This is a genomic window from uncultured Methanobrevibacter sp., from assembly GCF_900314695.1.
Classification (GTDB): domain Archaea; phylum Methanobacteriota; class Methanobacteria; order Methanobacteriales; family Methanobacteriaceae; genus Methanocatella.
Genome location: NZ_OMWD01000014.1, coordinates 15,389 through 36,197 on the forward strand (window position 1 = coordinate 15,389; position 20,809 = coordinate 36,197).

At 32.5% G+C, this 20,809-nt stretch carries 25 protein-coding genes; all 25 read right to left on the reverse strand.

Features of this window, described 5'->3' with window-relative positions:
• Positions 1-37: 37 nt before the first annotated feature.
• Positions 38-2,167: a nitrous oxide reductase family maturation protein NosD gene (locus tag QZN45_RS06005; protein ID WP_296811865.1), complete on the reverse strand. Its 2,130-nt coding sequence runs from the start codon at positions 2,165-2,167 to the stop codon at positions 38-40.
• A gap of 242 nt (positions 2,168-2,409) precedes the next feature.
• Positions 2,410-3,795 carry an MFS transporter gene (locus QZN45_RS06010; RefSeq protein ID WP_296800603.1) on the reverse strand — a complete coding sequence of 462 codons (1,386 nt, stop codon included), beginning with the start codon at positions 3,793-3,795 and terminating at the stop codon, positions 2,410-2,412.
• A gap of 210 nt (positions 3,796-4,005) precedes the next feature.
• Complete coding sequence (locus QZN45_RS06015; protein WP_296811867.1) at positions 4,006-4,443, reverse strand: helix-turn-helix domain-containing protein; 438 nt, start codon at positions 4,441-4,443, stop codon at positions 4,006-4,008.
• A gap of 117 nt (positions 4,444-4,560) precedes the next feature.
• A complete protein-coding gene (locus QZN45_RS06020; protein ID WP_292882175.1) occupies positions 4,561-6,279 on the reverse strand; it encodes an Ig-like domain-containing protein in 1,719 nt (572 codons plus the stop codon).
• A 14-nt stretch (positions 6,280-6,293) separates the two neighbouring features.
• A complete protein-coding gene (locus QZN45_RS06025; protein WP_292882172.1) occupies positions 6,294-7,091 on the reverse strand; it encodes an amidohydrolase family protein in 798 nt (265 codons plus the stop codon).
• Between the two features lie 485 nt (positions 7,092-7,576).
• Positions 7,577-8,212 carry an HPP family protein gene (locus QZN45_RS06030; protein WP_292605632.1) on the reverse strand — a complete coding sequence of 212 codons (636 nt, stop codon included), beginning with the start codon at positions 8,210-8,212 and terminating at the stop codon, positions 7,577-7,579.
• 16 nt (positions 8,213-8,228) lie between these two features.
• Positions 8,229-9,056, reverse strand: a complete 828-nt coding sequence (locus QZN45_RS06035) for a 4Fe-4S binding protein (protein ID WP_292605633.1) — start codon at positions 9,054-9,056, stop codon at positions 8,229-8,231.
• A 33-nt stretch (positions 9,057-9,089) separates the two neighbouring features.
• Entirely contained in the window at positions 9,090-10,022 is a 933-nt protein-coding gene (locus QZN45_RS06040; protein WP_292605635.1) for a carbohydrate kinase family protein, read from the reverse strand.
• A 9-nt stretch (positions 10,023-10,031) separates the two neighbouring features.
• On the reverse strand, positions 10,032-10,922 hold the full coding sequence (locus QZN45_RS06045; RefSeq protein ID WP_292605637.1) for a formylmethanofuran--tetrahydromethanopterin N-formyltransferase: 891 nt from the start codon (positions 10,920-10,922) through the stop codon (positions 10,032-10,034).
• 19 nt (positions 10,923-10,941) lie between these two features.
• Complete coding sequence (locus QZN45_RS06050; RefSeq protein ID WP_292882169.1) at positions 10,942-11,988, reverse strand: hypothetical protein; 1,047 nt, start codon at positions 11,986-11,988, stop codon at positions 10,942-10,944.
• 4 nt (positions 11,989-11,992) lie between these two features.
• On the reverse strand, positions 11,993-13,360 hold the full coding sequence (locus QZN45_RS06055; protein ID WP_394346766.1) for a 4Fe-4S binding protein: 1,368 nt from the start codon (positions 13,358-13,360) through the stop codon (positions 11,993-11,995).
• Entirely contained in the window at positions 13,357-14,385 is a 1,029-nt protein-coding gene (locus QZN45_RS06060; RefSeq protein WP_292882163.1) for a 4Fe-4S binding protein, read from the reverse strand. Before QZN45_RS06060 ends, QZN45_RS06055 begins: the two co-directional genes overlap by 4 nt.
• The gene (locus QZN45_RS06065) at positions 14,386-15,510 is read right to left on the reverse strand and encodes a nickel-dependent hydrogenase large subunit (RefSeq protein WP_292605646.1); all 1,125 of its coding nucleotides are present in this window, start codon (positions 15,508-15,510) and stop codon (positions 14,386-14,388) included.
• Positions 15,507-15,956 (reverse strand): NADH-quinone oxidoreductase subunit B family protein, encoded by a 450-nt coding sequence (locus QZN45_RS06070; RefSeq protein ID WP_292605648.1) that lies wholly within the window; start codon positions 15,954-15,956, stop codon positions 15,507-15,509. The genes QZN45_RS06065 and QZN45_RS06070 overlap by 4 nt, the downstream gene beginning before the upstream one ends.
• Positions 15,957-15,996: 40 nt before the next feature.
• Positions 15,997-16,389 (reverse strand): DUF1959 family protein, encoded by a 393-nt coding sequence (locus QZN45_RS06075; protein ID WP_292882160.1) that lies wholly within the window; start codon positions 16,387-16,389, stop codon positions 15,997-15,999.
• A gap of 9 nt (positions 16,390-16,398) precedes the next feature.
• Complete coding sequence (locus QZN45_RS06080; RefSeq protein WP_292882157.1) at positions 16,399-16,701, reverse strand: energy-converting hydrogenase subunit EhaL family protein; 303 nt, start codon at positions 16,699-16,701, stop codon at positions 16,399-16,401.
• An 8-nt stretch (positions 16,702-16,709) separates the two neighbouring features.
• Positions 16,710-16,964, reverse strand: coding sequence for a hypothetical protein (locus QZN45_RS06085; protein WP_292882154.1), 255 nt, complete (start codon positions 16,962-16,964; stop codon positions 16,710-16,712).
• The gene (locus QZN45_RS06090) at positions 16,961-17,833 is read right to left on the reverse strand and encodes a respiratory chain complex I subunit 1 family protein (protein ID WP_296811874.1); all 873 of its coding nucleotides are present in this window, start codon (positions 17,831-17,833) and stop codon (positions 16,961-16,963) included. Before QZN45_RS06090 ends, QZN45_RS06085 begins: the two co-directional genes overlap by 4 nt.
• Positions 17,834-17,842: 9 nt before the next feature.
• Positions 17,843-18,058 (reverse strand): DUF788 domain-containing protein, encoded by a 216-nt coding sequence (locus QZN45_RS06095; RefSeq protein ID WP_292605658.1) that lies wholly within the window; start codon positions 18,056-18,058, stop codon positions 17,843-17,845.
• Between the two features lie 9 nt (positions 18,059-18,067).
• A complete protein-coding gene (locus tag QZN45_RS06100) occupies positions 18,068-18,739 on the reverse strand; it encodes a hypothetical protein (RefSeq protein WP_292882148.1) in 672 nt (223 codons plus the stop codon).
• A gap of 9 nt (positions 18,740-18,748) precedes the next feature.
• Positions 18,749-19,444, reverse strand: a complete 696-nt coding sequence (locus QZN45_RS06105) for an EhaG family protein (RefSeq protein WP_296800615.1) — start codon at positions 19,442-19,444, stop codon at positions 18,749-18,751.
• Positions 19,444-20,037 carry an EhaF family protein gene (locus tag QZN45_RS06110; RefSeq protein WP_292882145.1) on the reverse strand — a complete coding sequence of 198 codons (594 nt, stop codon included), beginning with the start codon at positions 20,035-20,037 and terminating at the stop codon, positions 19,444-19,446. The genes QZN45_RS06105 and QZN45_RS06110 overlap by 1 nt, the downstream gene beginning before the upstream one ends.
• A complete protein-coding gene (locus QZN45_RS06115) occupies positions 20,034-20,294 on the reverse strand; it encodes a DUF2107 family protein (RefSeq protein WP_292882142.1) in 261 nt (86 codons plus the stop codon). Before QZN45_RS06115 ends, QZN45_RS06110 begins: the two co-directional genes overlap by 4 nt.
• A complete protein-coding gene (locus QZN45_RS06120; RefSeq protein ID WP_292605668.1) occupies positions 20,287-20,550 on the reverse strand; it encodes an EhaD family protein in 264 nt (87 codons plus the stop codon). The genes QZN45_RS06115 and QZN45_RS06120 overlap by 8 nt, the downstream gene beginning before the upstream one ends.
• Positions 20,551-20,556: 6 nt before the next feature.
• Positions 20,557-20,805: a DUF2109 domain-containing protein gene (locus tag QZN45_RS06125; protein WP_292605670.1), complete on the reverse strand. Its 249-nt coding sequence runs from the start codon at positions 20,803-20,805 to the stop codon at positions 20,557-20,559.
• Between the last annotated feature and the right edge of the window lie 4 nt (positions 20,806-20,809).

Consider the following 20,809-nt stretch of genomic DNA (forward strand, 5'->3'; position numbering starts at 1 on the left):
TTATAAAAATAGAAAAAAATAGAAAAAAAGATAGAATTTACATTTCAGACATCATTTCAGAGATATCTTTACGATAATAGAATATAACTGTGCAAATAATTAACAAAACGATAAACAAAATGCCTGAAACTTTATAAAATTCATCTTCATCAAATATTATTTGCTTGACAACAGACTGTTTTTGAGAACCTGCACTGCCAGAACCGCCAGAATTCCCTTCAGAAGAACTTGCCTGTGAAGACACATCCTGGGCATCATAAGCATTTGCAGCATCATTTACTGGATTATTGGCTCCCGCTGCAGGTTCACTTCTTTGACCATTAGTACTGTTTCCGACATTATCCTCAGACTGTGAGGATTGGCCGTTGCCTGAATTAGCATTTCCACCATTGCCATTACCATTACCATTTCCACCAGACCCTGATCCAGAATCTCCTTCCATCCCTTCATCTGGCACATATGGTATGTCAGGATAATCATAACTTGGAGATACACCGTTTGTTGGATTTGAAGAACTTTTAATCTCTTCATTATATGTATTGTCCCTATGTGAACTATCCACAGTTGCTTTTACCAAATCTCCATTTGCTGCATCCACTTTAAATACTCCTGTTCCACCACTCAAAGTCATGGTGTACTTTTGACCGCCAATTTCATAGGTTAAAGTTCTATCTGGCAATAAACTGGCAATATTTCCTTTAGAATCATAAAAAGTTGCCTGGAAAGTATTTGGACCCACTTGAGAAACGACGAATTTCATATTATTTGACCTGACTTTCGGACAAAGCAATTTATCGTCAGTAAACCAATTATCTCCGATTACCAGTGGCTCCCCATAATCATAGTAATAGGTATCCCTTGCCTCAACGGCAACATGGCTTGAATGATGAATTACATTATAGCTGATATCCTGATTTTTAGGCTTTAAGTATTCATCATTGAATTTAATTCCTACAATACTATATGCAATTTCATTGGATTGAATTACATTACTTCCAATATCAGTAATGGAAATCCCATTACCAGAATTACGTAGAATAACATTTCCTTTAATGTTAATATTATCTCCAGCTTTCTTAATGTAAATACCATTAATTTTATTATTATTTATAGTATTTTTAGAAATGTAGAGATTTTCCGGTCCGCTACCATAATTAACACCATTGACACTGTTAGATGTCAAAATACCATTTTGAGCATTATTTAAAATAGAATTTCCATGGATATAAGCCTTATCAGATTTCGCCAATTCAATACCATTGATTCCATTGTCATTTATCTTATTGTTAAAAATATAAGTTGAAATGGCATTTGCAATTACTATTCCGCTTTTTGAGTTTTCAACAATGCTATTTTTAGTGATATTTAAATAAGTTGTTCCTGCCGCTAGAATAGCATTGCCATTTGTTGAAATGTCATTTGAAACCACAGTTACATAATCAGAATCAACAATTTTTATTCCATCACCACTACCTCGAATTTTAAAACCATTAATTGTGGTTAAGGAAGAATTTTTGCCTTTAATAGTGATTACAGGATTTGCAGAACTTGATTTTAAAACTGTATTTGAATTACTGATTAAAGTCAAACGCTTATTGATTACCAAATTAATATCTGAGTAAGTGTTTCCCTTAAATAAAATAATATTTTTATCCTTTGCATTATCAATAATTTTTTGAATTTCAGAGTTTGACAATCCTGCATCCACAATACGTGTGTTACTCATTGTTATTGTAACTGTTTTTGAAGAGGATTTAAAATTGGAATTTCCTAAAAATTTTGTTGTAATTTTGTAAGTTCCATCCTTTAAATTTAGTTGAAGAGAAGCTATTCCATTAGAGTTTGTTGTTTTAGTAAATGTCTTCTCATCAAGACCAAATTTAACTTGAGTATTTTTTAATGCAACGCCATTTTCATCAGATAATTTAATTTTAAAATAATCTCCAACAACATCAAAGGTAGTATTGCTTTTAACATCAATTTGGGTTTTAATTGGAGATGATGATTTTAAAGCCGTTTGGCCAGAAGGAGCAATTGAATTAACACTTTCAGCCGACATTATTGCGGAACCATCATCGGTACCATTATTAACCTCCTGCGCAACACAGAAATTTAAGCTAATAATAACCAATACAAACAGTACCAAAATAAAAGATTTCTTGCTCATTTTTCACCTCCTTTTACTATCGATTAGTAAGAATTAATTATTGATAATTAATCTTATATAAAATATATAATATTTAATAGTATATATTATTGACTAATTTTAAATTAAAATAAATATTTAATTAAATTAATTAAAATAAACTAATTTAATTCAAAAATAACTATTTTATCATATCAATAAAAATATGATATATAAAAAAGTAATATCGAAAGTAAATATAAAAAAATAAGAATAAGACGAAATTACATCAAGTCATGAATTTCATCTTTGATATATAATATTACAATCACCAAACAAATAACTGCCAGAATAGACATGACCAATGAGGTCTGTCCGAATGCTGCTACAGAAACACGATTATGAGCCAGTGCCCCTCCTGCAAAAACAGTCATTAAAACCACAGCAACGGCAGATCCTATTGCACCAATGATTTGTCTTACTGTATTGTTGATAGCTGTCGCATCCTCCACATCACCGGATACAACTGCAATAGTCCATGTTACAGCAGGCATTAAACCCAAACCTGCACCTATAGCCCTTATTATTTGAGTAACGACCATATATTCAACAGAAGAGTTTGAATCATAAGTCATCATTATCAGATAACCAACAATCGAAAAGACACATGACATGATTAATACTTTTCTAACACCAATTTTATTAGCCAATAGAGGACCTACAAAATTAAATACAATCATGACAAGAGTTGCAGGAAGCAAAATTAAACCTGAAGTTGTTGCATTGTGAGAAGTGACAGTCTGAACAAACAAAGGCATTATAACATTCAATCCACACATTGTGAAATAGAGCAATGCTGAAAATAATGTTCCAAAAAAGAAATACTTATTTTTTAAAGCATGTAAATCAACCAATGGTGTCTTAATGTTAAATTGGCGACGTACAAAGAATATTAAACTGAATGTACCTACAACAATTGGTAAAATTACATAAACCAAATCAAATCCATATCCTGCAATGTTTGAAAATCCAAGCATTATTCCAACACATGCCAAAACACATAAAATTAAGGATAACACATCCAAAGGATAATCGCCGGTTTCAAATTCCAATTTAACAACAACCAATGCAATCAATATTAAAATGAATACCATGCCTGCAAAGATTAAAAATATGGATCTCCACCCAACATAATCAATAATCATTCCGCCCGCAGTCGGAGCCAATGCAGGAGCAATTCCAATTATGAAACCAAATAATCCCATATAAACCTGCCATTTTTCCTCCGGAATAACCTTAAAAAGCACGATTTGAGTAATCGGAAGCAAAATTCCAGAACCAATAGCCTGGATAACTCTAGCAATAATCAATACAATAATATTCGGAGACACATACGCCAATAAAGACCCAACCAAAAATAGAGCCAATGAAGACAATAAAATAGTTTTAACTTTAAAACGACGAGTAATATAAGCAGATAATGGAATCATAACCCCTAAAACCAACAAGAATGATGAATAAATCCATTGGGCAGTAGTTGAAGAAACATGAAAGTCAGCCATGATTCCTGCAATACCCGTTGTTACCACACTCTGAGCAGCACTTAAAATAGCTGCAGCAACAATGAAAACAAGTAATGTTGACATTCCCCTATCTAATTTAACATTCATAGTATACACTCTAATAATTATCACAATAAATTATATTAAAAAGAATATATAAAATTAATTTATATAAATAATTTTTAAAAAAAATATATTAAAAATGAACATTAAACTAATAAAAAAGTGTATTTGTAAAAAAGATAATATCCACATGAGATATGATTAGAAGAATACTATCTAAAAGGACAAAATGGACAAAAAAAATCATATTTAAAATTATTTAATGTGATTTGAAATAATCATATCTTCAAGACCCAAATCAAAAATCAGTCGTCTAAGATGTCTTTCGGAATAAACAACTCCAAACTCATTTTTTATCTCCATTTTAACTTCCTGAACACTAGACAATCCTTTTAAGATAACATTTTCTCTTAAAACTTTAAACTGAAGGTCAGACAATTTTGAATTTCTTCCAGACCCTTCCTTTCTAAACAGACCATCAAAACCCTTTTCATTCCAATCCTTAACCCATTTATAACCTGTTTGAGCAGTTTTTCCTCTTTTTTCCATAGCAGATTTAACACTATTGTTGCAATAAATTTCTTCAATAAATGTAACTTTTTCATATAAATCCACAAATTTTTGCAAATCCCTTTTAACCTTACGAATTTCAGAAATGGAGACATCTTTATTAATATTGACCTGCCTTGCCATAAAATATATTTCTTGATAAAATATTATAAAAATTTTTTGTCACCAATATTGCTACAAAAGTATCATGACATGCAAAACTAAAAATAATTAAAAAAAAAAGTAAAAAAAGTTCCCCAATTAAATTTGAGGAATTCTTTCATTTGTATTTCCTCTAGACCATGAGCCCATGTTAGAGTAAAAATTTTTGACTTGTGTTTTAGTGGTCTTGCTTAGACTATATTTAAGTTTAACAATCAAACCAGAAGTATCATAATCATTAAACTGATTATACAAGTAATCTACAGTCATCCAATTTGTTGGAATATTATGACTTCCATGATCATAATCTCCTGAAGGATTACCTACTAGAACTTTTTTACCGTCACTGCTGATATCTAAAACAGCCACATAATGACCCCAAGTATGGAATATTAATGCGCATCCACCTTTTTTAAGTTCTTTAATCGCTTTAGAATAAAATGAACTTTTATAGTAAACAGTGCATTTCATATTAAATTTCTCTAATCCTCTTTTAAGACCACTTGTACTTGAACCGTCATAATAATTAGTACCTGACTTTACACCCAAATGCCATTCATTGACGTAGTTTCTTAAAACTTGACTGCACATACTGGATGATGTCGGACCGCAAGTATAACCTGTATCCTGCACATCCCTAACTTCAGAATAGGTATATGATTTTCCTTTTAAATTTGCAGTAATTTGAACAGGCCAATAATTGTATTTATTTTTAAGAACAATTCTAGTATTAAGTGCTCTTTCAATAACATTCCATTTTTCTCTTTTAATCATATGAATATATTTAGGTTCGGCTTTTGTTTTAAATAAAACATATTTAGTCAATTTATTTTTTAAAAACAAACAGTAACTGTCTCTTTTAATTACAGAAAGATATTGGGCTTTTAAAAGAGTGTATTTAGCATTTTCATTACCCATAATGTATTTACTAGGCATGTAATCTAAATCAGGAACACCGTTTTTAGAAGGTACAGAATAATAGAAAGGACTTTTAACATTACCTTTTACTCCGGTGACATTTTTGGATGCTGATGATTCAGCTGTATCACTGGTTCCAGCAAAAGTAACTGTAACTAGATAAGTTTTAGTACTTAATTTAGGTTTAATTACAACAACGCCCTCAGAATTTGTCTTTTTAGTGAATTTTTTACCGCCAACAGTAATCTTTATAGTTTTACCGGATACTGCTGACGCATAATTACTTTGCAGATAAATTTTCAAATATCCGTTGGTCAGTAACTTATCATTACCAATAAGAATTGAAGTTATCATTGGAACAACAAGTTTAAATGTTTTTGAAACTGAATTATATTTATTATCTCCTTTAAATGTAGCCTTTACTGAATAATTCCCAATATTTTTTGAAATTTTGAGACTTGCAATACCATTAGAATCTGTTACAGCATTAAAATTCTTCTTATCCAAAGTAAAAACTACACTAGCATTTTTAATAACATTATTATTTGAATCTTTTAAGTAAACCTGAAAGTAAGAACCTTTGACAACTTTTGTACTAACAGCTGTAAAAGTTGTGTCTAATTTCTCTTTTCCAATTGAATCTGAATAAATATCATCATTTAAATTTTTATTAAGAACATCATCATTTGATTCTTTTAAATTAGAATCATTTTGTGAAGAAGATATCTCCACATCATTTACTGCATTTAATTCATTTAAATTAGTGTTATCAATTGCGATTGAATCATCAACTTGGTTTATTCCCAGTCCTGTTGAATTCACATCACTAGCACAAACAACGGCCATATTGAATAAAACTAAAATAAAACAAATTAATGCCCATTTCGTTTTTGAATACATATTTTCACCAATAATCATTGAATTCCTAAAATTTTTGCGGAATTTTCATATAATATCATATTTTCTTCTTCAGGAGTCAAACCGATTTTATGGAAAAGTTCCATTTCATTTTCTGCTTCCCACATAGGATAATCAGTTCCCCATAAAACCTTATCAACACCATATTTATAAATGAATTTTTTTGCATCTTGTGGGGACAATTCATATAAACTGGAACTCAAATCAACATAAAGATTTGGAGTTCCTGCAAGTTTTTCTGTTGCTTCAGCCCAAACACTCCACCCAGCAAAATGAGCGCCAATTACCAGCATATCTGGAAATTTTTCAAGAAACGGTTTTAACTGTTCGGGATTGGAATAATTATACCTGTAATCACCACAATGAATCAAGACAGGAACATTACCTTCATTTATAACTTCACCAAGTTTAAAAGCCTTATCTTCATTTAAGGCAAATTGTTGAAAATCAGGATGAAGTTTCACTCCCTTAAGACCCAAATCAATTAGATGTTCAAAATCACCTTCAATATCATCACTATCAGGATGAAGGGTTCCAAAACCTGTGAATAAATCAGGACGCTCTTTTACAACATTGCTGATAAATTCATTAATTGACCTTACTTGTTTTGGAGTGGTTGCAACGGAATGAACTAAATAATGAACAACACCCACTTTATTACCATCTTCTATGAGATTGTCAACTTTACCATTTAACGACATGTCAAGATCATAAAAATCCCGAATTCCTTTAACCGCTTTTGAAGCAATTTTTTCAGGATAAATATGACAATGAGCATTTATTACTTTTTGCATAATTTGTAACCGCCTTACAAAAAAATTAATTTATACTAACATTTAGTTTTTAATCCTTTATAAAAATAATGTATAATCCTGTTAAAAATTAAATCGCTTAAAATAGCTAAGAATATTAAAAAACAGGTAAATTTTGAATGTTTTCAAATTTTTTAAAAAAAAATGTTAACTAAAATATGTCAATTATGCAAAACGAATTTAAAGAAAAATAAAAAAATATAAATAAATATAAATCACAAAATATAGTGGAAATACCTATTCAATCCAGTTAATGCATTCATTTTAAATTTAAACCATTATTTTGTGATTTACAAAATACATTAAATTCAAGCACTATTGTCAATGAAATTTGAAATATTGAAAAACATTAATTTTTGCACAATCATATAAGTTATGGAGTATTTTTACCAATTAATAATTATCTTAATTGGCAGGGGTATGTAGAGATATAACATCATTCAATATTCATATAATGCAAAATCCCATTATTTTCTTGCATTACCTACTCTTCTGGCAATAACCATTTCACCGACAGAAATTAAACCTGCAAAGAATTTTTCCAATCCCCCAGTTGCCCAAATAGCTTCACCAAATGTGGAATGCATAATATTTTCTTCATATTCTTTTGCAGAAATCTTTTGGCCTGTGGTCTTTTTAGATACCAGAGCAGATGCGGCCATCAATTCATCCCATGTTACTCCTTTTAGCTGATGCTGCATTGCCTCATATAACTTATAAACTTTAATATCATACAAATCAGACAGCAGTTCTACAATATCACATGCCCTGACCATACCAATAACCTGATTATTGTCATTAACAACCGGCACTGTAACAAACTTATTGTTTGCAGTTAAGAGAACCGCTTTTCTTGCAGGGTCCATCTCATGAACTGTAGCAATCTCTTCATAACCACTCATTATTTCAGAAATTTTTTCATTTCCTTCCCTTAATCCTCTTGTAATATCAAAAGATGTTACCCATCCAACAAGCTGTTTATCATCATTTACAACAGGACAGGTAAAACGCCTAATCTCTTCCATTACTTTAGAAACTTCAACAACACCATCATTACAGTTCAAATATACAAAATCTTTATCCATTAACTCTTTTGCTCTCATAACAAAACCCCATTTTTTATTCAATATCGATTCTTTTCAATGCCCCTACAGGACAATGATGAGTGCATTCAATACATCTGATACATTTATCATTGTCAAGGACAACTTCTCCATCGATTAATTCTATAGCCCCTGTTGGGCAATTTTCTTCACACAAATAACAATTTACACAAGATTCATGATTGATATCAATATTTCTACTATGAATTATAGGTCCAATATATCTATCAAGCTCAACGGCATTGTCATTTAGTGAAATTTCAACACATGCCCCACATCCGATACACATTTTCTCATTAATATATGGATAGAGTTCATTTTCAATTAAATCAATGCCCAAATCCATATTCAAATCATCAAAGAACTCTTTAAATTCAAGAGTGAATGCATTTGTAGGACATAAATTAGCACAATCATCCCAATTATTATCAATTGAATAGTCAATTGAAATATTATTCATCCTAACTACTCTATGAGGAGACCGGACATTGCTTAGATTATACTCAATAACATCCCTTTCTTCCCCATTATCATAAATAACTGAATTGTCAATCAATTTAATGGCTGAAATTGGACAAGTCTGTACACAAATTTCACATTTTACACATTTATCAGTTATTTTAGCTATTCTAAATATATTAGCTGGTTCGATTGCATTAACTGGACATGCTTCAACACAGGTATTACATCTTACACATTTAGGTGCAACAGCGATAATTTCTTCCTGAGTGGAAAAATCATCCAACTCAAATTGGAAATCATCCCCGTCATCATCTAATTCAACAGATTTCAAAAGAACTTCACGTTCCAAATTTTTCATCTGTTTTATAAAAGATACTTTCATAATATTACCAACTAACTAATTTATTTAAATAATTTAAAAGAATTCCTCCAATTCTTTTGCAGTAGGAAACTTTTCCATTCCAAATCCTTGAATAGCTTTGCTGGCTACCCAATTTCCAATTTGGCAAGATTTTTCAAGGTCATATCCTTTTAAAAATGAATATAAAAATCCACTGTTAAAACTATCTCCTGCACCAGTCGTATCAACAACTTCACATTCATATGCTTCAACAAAACATTCCTGAGAATTATTTATTGCAAAAACACCTTTAGAACCTTGTTTTACGACAACAGTATCAATTCCCAAGTCCAAAAGACCTAAAGTTAATTCTTTTAAATCATCATAATCATTATTACACAACAATCTTAACTCAGATTCGTTAATAAGCAAAATATCTGTCCTTTCAAGAATAGGCTTTAACTCATCGAATCCCTTTTCAACATACAACATTCCAGGGTCAAAACTTAACAGAGTTTCTTTGCTGAGTTTTTCCAAAAGTTCTATTTGAGTATTGAATGAATCCCCAACAAATGAAGTGTAGTGCATTATTTTGCATCTCATAATATTTAATGGATTTATTTCACCAATTTTTATATCATCATTGACCCCTGGAGAAATGTAGAGACATCTTTCACCGTTTTTATCCACGAAACCTATGCACTTTCCAGTTGAACCGCTTTCAGAATAGATTAGATTGTTTGTATAAACACCATTAACGGCCAGATTATATTCAATCAAGTCGCCTTCATCATCTTCGGCTATTTTTCCAATAATTGATGTTGAACAACCCAAACGAGCTAAACCTACAATAGTATTGGCTGCAGAACCACCAGGAGTATCAGTTTCGCTTGTTATAAAACTTTCCTCATCATGAGAAACTATTTTATCTACAGAGTAGAGCCTGTCAACATTTAAAGCTCCGAATCCTATTATCTCCGCATTAAGATCATTATCATAAATTTCCATTTTAAAACCTTATTTTAAGATATCTAATAAATTTATATTTTTATCTCCAAGTTTTCCATCAAAATTACCTGCAGATATTTTTACAACACCTTCAAATTCCAAAGCAGCATCAATTCCTGCTTTAATTGCTTTATTCATTGCATCTTCACTGATTGCATTTATTACAACTTCAGGAATATAATTTACGCCTTCAGGAACTTTTGATTCATCACCTAAAGATTCCTTTAAGGACGGACAGTAAACATGATTGGTGGTAGGTCCGATTTCAGGGAAATTAGTTTCAGGTTTTGAAGCGGCAGAACATATTTCAAATGGTGCTGTAGCTCCTTCAACTTCCATAATTGCATTGATGATTGCATCACCCGCCTCGAGAACTGCTTCTTGAGTTGAACATAAATACCAAAAGTTTCCACCCATTGTTCCATCATTGATTTTGAATTTCTCTTCAATTTGAAAATCAGGAACCGCAATCGGAACATTGATCATTTTTCTACCATATTCTTCGACAATCCATTCATATCCGTCACCACAATGGCCTACAATATCCATCATTTCAATATATTCATCGCTTTCACAATCTGAATAATCAAAAATGCGTGTGAACGGTTTGACCAAAACATCCTGTCTTAATCTGTAGGACAGTTCAAATGCAAACTTTTCGACATCATCTCCACCTAACCAGTATTGAACTATTGCACCATATCTTCCGTCAGGAGTTTCATTTTCTTCCAAAAATCCTTCAACCCCTCCTTCTACTCTGCCGATTACTGCACTTGGTGTAGAAGTGGAATCATATGCTGCCCTTTTTACAATTTCTTTGGTAGGTCCTGTAATTAAAGCTCTTACATATTTACCTTCAAAAGCTTCGAAAAATGTGTCTTCAACTTTATCATAATTCATCATATTACCTTCTATAAACTTAACCTAATTCTCCAATATCCTGACCTCGGATGTTATTTCTCATGTCTTTGCTCAGTTTCAGGATATCTTCAAAGTTATTTTCATCAATTATTTCAATTAAAGGATAATTTTCATCTTTGAAAATATCAAAGAATTTATTTTTTATTTCCAAATCAATTTCATAACTGTCAAATAATTCGCTCAGATTATCTGAATTATTATAATCCCCAATGAACTTTAAAACATTAGCTTTATTAGTTTTTGAATAAATATTAGCTATTACACATGTTGTGATTGCGCTTGGCGATACAATAGCTATTTCTGCTACTTTTAGAGGATATTCATTTCCGTTGAATGATATGCTGATTCCATTGTTTTTTCTTGCAAATTCCAATGGTTCAACGTCAGTGATGCTGTCACCAATATAGAGTATTTCATTGATATCGATAGCATCCCTTTTGATTATCTCATCAATAGCCAACCGTTTTCCTTCACCACCAACAACATCTATTTTTTTGATTTCATCATAAATGCCCATCTTTGGAATCTCATTAAAGAAAATGTCATCAAACAGCTCATAATCATCAGGATTATCCAAAATTTTTTGTTTGAATTCTGTGACTTTTTTAATTTCATCATCATTTAGAGATAATGCATCTACATCCACTTTAGTGTAAAATGTATTTTCAAATGGAAATTCCATATAATTTGAAAGTGCTTCAATATATTGACCATAACTGGTACTAACTATGTAAGTATTCATTGCTCCTTTCAAGTATTTTAAAAGGAATTTTGATTCATCAACTGCATAAATGTTGTTTTGAGAAAAATTAACCAAATCATCATTTTTTATGTTTTCACAAACAAAGAACGGTAAAACTAATTTCAAAGTATTTCCTGCTTTATAATTATCCTTTTTGACAATATCAACCAGATAATCATCATATAAGCTAAGTATTTTGAAAAGTTCACCACCCTCCTCAATGAAATGAACAGCCAATTCAAAAGCATTATCATTTAATGTCAATGGACCCTCACAGTCTGTAATGAATGATTTTTCAAACATCGAATCACCTGAAGTTAATAATTCTTATTGCATCCAATGGACAAATTGATTCACAATTCCTACAGTAGATACATTTTTCACTGCCATAATCGATTTTATCACCATTCAAGGTTAATGCTTCAGTTGGACAGTTTTTAGCACAAATTGCGCAAGCCTGACATTTAGTGGTTGAAATTGACAACTCACCAATCCTCTGATAATGCAGATATGATCTGGCATAGTATAAATCAGTGTCTTTGCTGTAGAAATAGTCATCATAAGCACCGATAGCATCAAATTTACATTGCTCTACACATTTGCCACAATATATACAATTATCATTAATTTTAATTGGATTTGGGCCATTTAATTCAATTGCTCCAACAGGACATACATTAAAACAATCACCACAGGCAATACATTTATTTTCATAGACTTCAATGTTTCTATCCATCAGATAAGAGCCGAATAATTTTGAGAACTTGTCTATTTCAATACTTGAATCCAAACTGATTTTGAGTTCCCTTTCCATCATATCATTTACATTACATTCAATGAAATTTTCAAAATTCTGGTCATTGAATTCCAATGCTATTGATTTTCCGACTTTCTCAAGAACCTTATTTAAACTTATCAAATCAAGAGACAGCCTTTTTATATCATAATCAATAATGCTGGATACAATATCAAATGATTTAATCTCACTATACATCTTATAAGCTTTTTTACGTGAGGAATACTTGATTGCTGTCGAAGGACAGGAATGCATACATTCTTCACATCTTGCACAGTATCCTGGGTTAATGTAAGGCAACTTATTGGTTCTTGCAACATTGATTGCCCCCATTGATGGACATACACGAGTACATGTCATGCATCCGATACATTTATCCTGGTTAACGACAATTGCCTTACCTCCTTTGACTGTTTTAGGAAGCAATTGACCATATTTGATTGCATCAGTCGGACATACTCTAAAACAATATCCGCAGCGAATACATGTATCCTTATCTATTTCACTGTGAGGTTCCTGCTTTCCGTCAGCAACTATATGGATGGAAGCGTTTTTACATGCTTGAACACATGCTCCACAGGCTTTGCATAATTTAACATTGATGTTTGGAACATTCTCTTTTAGGGGAGGGTCCATTTTTACATCAAGAGAAATTGCATCAAATGGACAAGCATTACGGCATAATACACAACCAAAGCAAGTATTTTTTAATTTGATAAGACCATCATCATTATCCAAATAAATTGCATCGATAGGGCATGACTGAAGACATGGCTTATCACTACATTTTGCACATTTTGTTTGGTCAACCAAATAATCAACATCAACATGTCTTAATGGTCTTGGTGTTTTAGTATAATTATCAATCATAACACTCACTCCATAACAATATCCTCATTTAAATTAGATGCCTTTACAGTCGTATAAATAATTTCACCATCATCGAGGGAGAATTTGGCAATGAAATATTTAATAACTGAAAATGGACATGTCTGGTAACAAATACTACAACGTAAACATTTATCCTTATCCCTTACAATCGTATCATTACTTTCATCAAAAGTGATGCAACCAGTAGGACATTCAGGAACACATAATTGACATTTTTCACATTTAGATTCATCCCAATCAATAATTCTAATTTTTAGTCTGTTTACTGCGTTAGTAATGATTTCCCGAGAGACTTCTGCATCAGGAATAATCTTTAATGCATCATCCCAGATGCCTGAAAGAGGAACTTCATATTGCAAAAGACCGTCCTGCTCCAAAGATCTTAAATCAGATTCCTTATCGTTAATATAATCTTCAAGGTAATTTACAGTTAAAAGAATCAGGTCTTTTTGATCTTGTAAGTTTTCAACGAATACTCCTTTCATTGCACCATTTACTGGGCAGACATCAAGACATTCACCACATGAAATACATTTGAGTTGATTCACATGAAGCTTGTCGTTTACAATTTCAATTGCATCAACAGGACATTTTTTCATACATTTCTTACATTTGATACATAAATAATCATCAACAATATATTGCCTTTTTGATGGAATTATATTAAATTCAGGCAATATCAAATGATTCAAACCACATTCCAATGTTTTTGGGTCTGTCGGGCAAACTTCAGCACAGAAACCGCAACGAATACATGCACTAGGATTAATTACAGGATAAGTCAAACCTTCCCCATCTTCAGTATCCTTTTCTCTGACAATTTTTATTGCATTTGGAGAAGGACATGATACTGTACATGCTCCACAACCTATACAATATTCTTTGTTAACCTTTGGAAAGTCTCTGAAACGTTCTGGCTTTTCAACAATTTCAGGGTCAGTTTTTGCATTGGCAAATGCATCTGTCCATGCTTTTCTTGCAAAATCATAAATATACCACATTAGAGATGACATTTATATCACCTCATCAAATTTTTTAATTGCTGTTTGTCCGGCTTCGTTTGTAATGGCAACCCTTTCAGCACATGCAACACAAGGGTCACATGAAGCATAGGTTGCAACGGCATCAGCAACTGTTGGAACATCACGAATCATGTATTTGGCACATGAATCCATATTTGCAATACTTGGAGTTCTTATTGAGATATTCTTAATTAGATTACCATTAGTTTCAATCATGTATGTAACTTCTCCACGAGGAGCTTCATTCTTACGCATTGCATAACCTGATTTCAAATCAGCAGGAGTACGAACTTCACCACCAGGTATATTTTCAATAGCTTGCCTTATCAGACTAATGGATTCAGGAATTTCATCGAATCTTGTAAGAGTCCTTGCATAATTGTCCCCTTCATTCCGTCTAATTACTTTAAAGTCAAAGTGATCATCATAAGTGTAATGTCCTTTTCTGTAATCTTCTTTAACTCCTGAAGCTCTTCCGATAGGACCTACAGCCCTTCCTTTAATTGCTTCTTTTTTAGACATGTAACCTATGCCTTTACATCTCAAAGCAAGTGCAGGACCTTCAGCAAATAATGCACGTGTTCTTTCAAAACCTTCTTCGATTTTTTCAAGATTTTCCAGAATAGGTTTGAAATGGCGCTCATCGGCATCCATTCTAACACCACCAACAACATTCCACCCCATATTAACTCGGTTTCCAGTCAATAACTCAATAGAATCCATTGCATATTCCCTTAATTCCAAAACATGCATAAATAAGGTTTCATGATCCATTGATTTGAAGAATGTGGAATTTGCAAGAAAATGACTTTGAATCCTATCCAGTTCGTTTGTTATTACCCTTAAGAATTGGGCTCTGAGCGGAACGTCAACATCAGAAATTTGCTCTATGGTTTCTGCGAAAGTTTGTGTGTGTTCATATGAACAAATACCACATACACGTTCTGAAAGATAAATTCCTTTCTGCCAAGTTTGTCCTTCAATTATCTTTTCAATACCTCTGTGAACATAACCATATTCAATCTCTGCCTTAACTACCCTTTCCCCTTCAGTTTGAAGTTTAAGTCTGATAGGTTCCTTTAAAGCAGGATGAATTGGACCAATAGGCACTATCATTCTTGTTCCCTCCCACGATCAGCAATAGCTTGAGGACCTACAGCCAGGATAGCTTCCAATATTTCACTAGGCCTTGGCGGACAGCCAGGAATAGCTGCTGCAACCGGAATAAAATCAGAAGCAGGAGCATGAACATGACCTCCTTCCTGATTGAATACATCACCTGATTGCGGACAGTTTCCTACTGCTACTGCAATTTTTGGTTCAGGAGCTTTATCATACACTCTCTTTAAATTATCGACCCATTGCTCGGTAACAGCACCGGTCAATAACAAAACATCAGCTTCACGAGGATTGTTGTGAACATAAATACCATATTGCTCTAAATCATATCTTGGAGATAATAATGCAACGCATTCAACATCACATCCATTACATCCGCCACAATTTACGATACAGACATGAATTGAGCTTTTTCTCACAGCATCCTTTATCGCATTTAACATTGTACTCCCTCTTTTTATTTTAATAATTATATAATAAACATTAATTTTCTGCTTCTTTTTTTAACAATTGGAATAATTCTAATTTTCCCTCTTTTACGGCATCTTCATAAGATTTTCCGTTTTTAATTTCTTTTACCAATTTCATTTTTAAGTTTCTTCCGCTTTCCCTTGGAAGCAATTCTAAAGTATCAATTAACCAGCATAACCTTAAATCTGCATTTAATTTTTGATACAAACAGATATCCTGAGCAGATTCAAATGTCCCATGCAATGCTTCCAATGAATCCAAATCAAGTAAATCAAAAAATACTTCCTCCAATTCATCAGTAGTACAATCAAAATCATTGGAAAGTGGAACAATGATATCTCTCTGCCAAGCATAACTTTTGATAATTCTTTTTTGTATTAATCTCAATTTAGCATCATCATCCATGTTATCACATCATGCTGTTAATTTTAGTAATACATATAATCCTACTGCCAAAATCAAACCTAAAGCAGTTTCTTTTCTACCATATCCTGGACGTTCTCCCATTATCAAACCACCAAGGAGAAATCCGACTGCTGATAAAATAACATTACCTGCATTAAATGCCAAACACCACCCTACAATTGAAACGACAGCTGAAGGTATGTTAAAGCCAGGTACTGCAACATACGGTTCGCCATGTTTTTTATAACTGTAAAGTAAACCAAGAATGGATCCGACAGCAAATGCAAGTATATAAATCATATAATCTAACATAATATCTCCTACGCTGGTTTATAAAGCAATATGAATGAACAAACAATTGCTATAAATGTTATAACAAAACATAATTTCTCTATACTTTCTATCTTATGTGAAAAATTGCCACGGGCAAGCAATACAAATATTGCCAGGGCAATTCCTATAATCACTATTGGGGCGAGAGTGGTTGAGTGTAATAATGTTGCTAAAAGCCCAACAACTATAATTCCAATAGCGACCAATGAAGTCAAATAAACAATTACATCCTCACTATTCATGCTACCACTCCTGTAAATATCATTATTATGGTTCCAAAGAAGCAAATTGCCCCTATAGTAATTTGAATCATTACAGAATGATTTGGACTAAATATTGGTGTTGTAGCGTTAATAAATCCAGTAATAAATGTGATTACAATCATTCCAATCAAATATCCTACCGCATTTAACGGACCGAAGAATATTGTTAAGAATACCCAAAGCATCACATACCAAGCAATAGACTCTGAAAATAACATGAATCCTCTCAAAAATCCAAAGTGTTCGGTTTCAAATCCAGAAATTAATGCCTTATCTTTTGTTATTGCAAAAGGAGAGTATGGAGATTTGGTAATAATTAACATGAAAAACATTAATGCTGCAAGTGGAATTGAAAATATTAAAGGACCATGCACTGACTGATAAGCAATAATTTGACCAATATTCATTGTTCCGGTTACCAAGTAAACAAATACAATAGCTGCAAATAAAGGAAGTTCAGTTGCTGCTGAAAGTACTGCCCTTACACAACTTAACTTACCATAAGGTGAACCTGAACTTGATCCTGAATTGTGTTCTACGATTTTATAAACTGCATAAACACCGAATAAAATTAATAAAGAATCATGAGCCACAGGACCGACAATAACTCCTACAACCCAAATTAAAGCCAAAATAAATACAATACCTATATAAAATACTTTAGATACAGTTTTTGGGATTGCTGTTTCTTTAAAGAAAAATTTCAAAGAGTGTATCAAATGCTGAACAATAGGTGGTCCAGGACGTTTTTGAACACGTGCCATTACCTTTCTATGCAATCCTAGAAGCAAGCTTCCCGCAAGAAATGCAATAATAACATTAATTAAAATATCTGCCATTAAATTCACAATACCACCCTAATATCCAGTAAATGGTTCTTTCACCCTTTCTTCTGCATCTTCAGGTTTTGGTTTGGCCATTGTCAATAAACCTAAAGATAAAATCCATAATGGAATACCAAATATAGCTACTGTGTAAACAATCCATGCTTCAAAGTTTATAACCAAACAAGCAAGAATAGCTATTGTTGATAAGACCAATAATATTAAATAAATACCTTTTTGACTATCCATACTCACCACTTACCACAATACCAATAATAATATTTCAACAGCCCTTACAATAATAAACAATGAACTTAAGTGAATGATTACAATAAATGGAGAACCTGCAGTCCTGAACATTTCCGCTTTGCTTGCAAAAAACGGTGCAACTCCACTTTCACCCAAAATACCTATCAACATCAATACTGCACCAAATACAACCATCGGGTTTGCAGGCATCTGAGACAATACTGCAAGAGACAATGTTCCGGTTGATGCAAGAATAATTGAAGCTCCACCAAACAATGGCAAACTACACATCATAGCAATTAAACCATAATTAAATGCAGAGTTTAAAACGCTGGTTTGTTTTACTGCAGATACAATACCAATATTTAAAATACCTACTAAAGCCATGAATAATGTAAAGTTAAATAAATCTCCAGTTATCATAGCTCCCGCAGATGCAATACCACAAAGCACAGATAAGAATCGTCTTTGTTTAAATTCTTTTGGACCAACTTTAACTTCAGTATTATTTAAATTATGTAATGTAGCCTCTACTTGAGTTTCAGGCTTACTGAATGCAATCAATACTGTAAATCCAAGTAAAACTGCAAAAAGGAACAAGTTAAATGGTGTAACATATAATACAATATCTCCAAGCGGAATTGTTCCAAGCAAATTTCCTCCGAGTGTACCTAAATCCATTACCATCACCTACTCCTTATCAATATCCTCTCTCATAAGCAGACCAATTAAGCCCACTTTTGAAGCTACTTTTAATAGTAATCCACATGCTGCAAGGAATAAACTCAATAACCAATATTGTGGCATTACAAAGAATAATAAAAATCCAATAATCCACAAACACCAAGCTATTCCAGAAACTCCTGCAATACCATCCAATACAAGTACAGGAAGTCCTCTTGCTTTTTTGGACAATGCATATAAAACAATTCCTCCACCAGCTACTGCCCCTCCAGTAAAACCAGTTAAGAATATTCCATAACCAATTAAGATCAATGCAATGAAATTAGGTGCAGTAGTCATGATTTCCATATCCAATGAAAACGGTTGAGGGAATAATGAAGAAGATTTTGATAGATTTCTTCTTGGGTCTTGTTCTATTTTACGCATTTCACGAGTAATCAAAATTTCAGAAATTGCCAAAGTCTCAGCCAATTCTACAACCAGCCCAGGTAAAATTAAAGCTTCAGCCAAATCAGTTCCAACTGCAGATACAACAAAAATCATTGCAAGACCAACCAAATCAGTCAGGATAAGAATGTGAATCTCTTCCCTTTTCATTGCAATTGCCATTGTTCCAATGAATCCTACAATCAAACCAGCATAAATTGCCGGCAGATACATTGTTAAAAATGCTTCAGGAACATACGGAGGTATCATAACCATCAGTTATCCCTCCTTAATTGTTTTGATCTGGCTTTTACATCACTAACCTTTACTTCATTAGCAACTTGTGCAGATTCATTGATAGCTTTTTTAACATCTGCCTTTATCTCTTTTTCATCATTTTTCCTATTCATGGTATAATTAATGGACAACCATGAAGCAATGATGAATGACATCATCAGAATACTGGATTCCAAAATTGTATCGAAACCCCTAGTATAATATAAAACTTCATCTATAAGACCACCCGGAGATGAATAAATTGATGTTCCAAAGTATGGAGATATCGAAGATATCCATTGAGCCAATGGAGACATATATGCTGTTATCATACCCAATTCTGCCGCATTTTCAGGATATTGCGGATTTATATTTCCAGGCGATTTTAAAACTTCACCACCCCTGTCATATGGGGCGATAGCTAAACCTTCATCTACTTGAACTTGAGGAGCTGGCCTAACATATAATTGATCTGGATTTAAAGCCATCGGCACAATAAGGCCAACAATCAATATTATTCCTAAACTGAATGCAAAAAGACGAGGAATATTCTTTGGCTCTGCCAGTTTATTCCATAGAGATCCTATTTTCATACGTCTGCCCCCATCTCTTCTAAACGAATAATTGCTCTGAATAATATTAATGTAATAATTACAGTAGTTGCAAGCAATGTTAATAAAGCTAAAACATGATTATAGCACAACAATACCAAACAAACACCGATAGATGCAACTTCAGTGTTGAATGTTCTGACAATAGGATCATTTACTCCAGGACCCCATGCGGTAGCTATAGTTCCTACAATCGCCAAGAAAATTCCAAAGTAAAAGATTAAGGAAACATCAATCATTTAACTCACCACTTACTTTGTTTTTTCTGATTTCATTTATTTTTACAATAGCCAAAATGAATACTAATGTTGATAATGGATCCACTAAAGCAGCAAACATTGCTACATCCAAATATTTGAATGCAACAACGACTAAAACAAATCCTGCATCCAGAATTGAGAACATTATAACTTTATCCAATGGTTTTTTGAGAAATATTATTCCAAATGCACCTATAACCATTAAAGCCATTGCAATTATTAATATAATTTCCATAATGCCTCACTCCAATAGTATCTCATCATCAAGTCTTTTTAATGCATATGCAATTGCATTAGCACTAATTGTAGAACAAATAAAGAATGCTGCTGCAACCACAAGAGCAAATGGAGTATTTATCACAAGTGCAATAATTGCAGAAACTCCAAAACCAATAACATTCAAATATAGCAATCTTTCAGCCCTATTTTGTGTTATTAATGCTCTTAATGCTACAAATATGACTATAATTCCAATAATTTCAACATACATATAA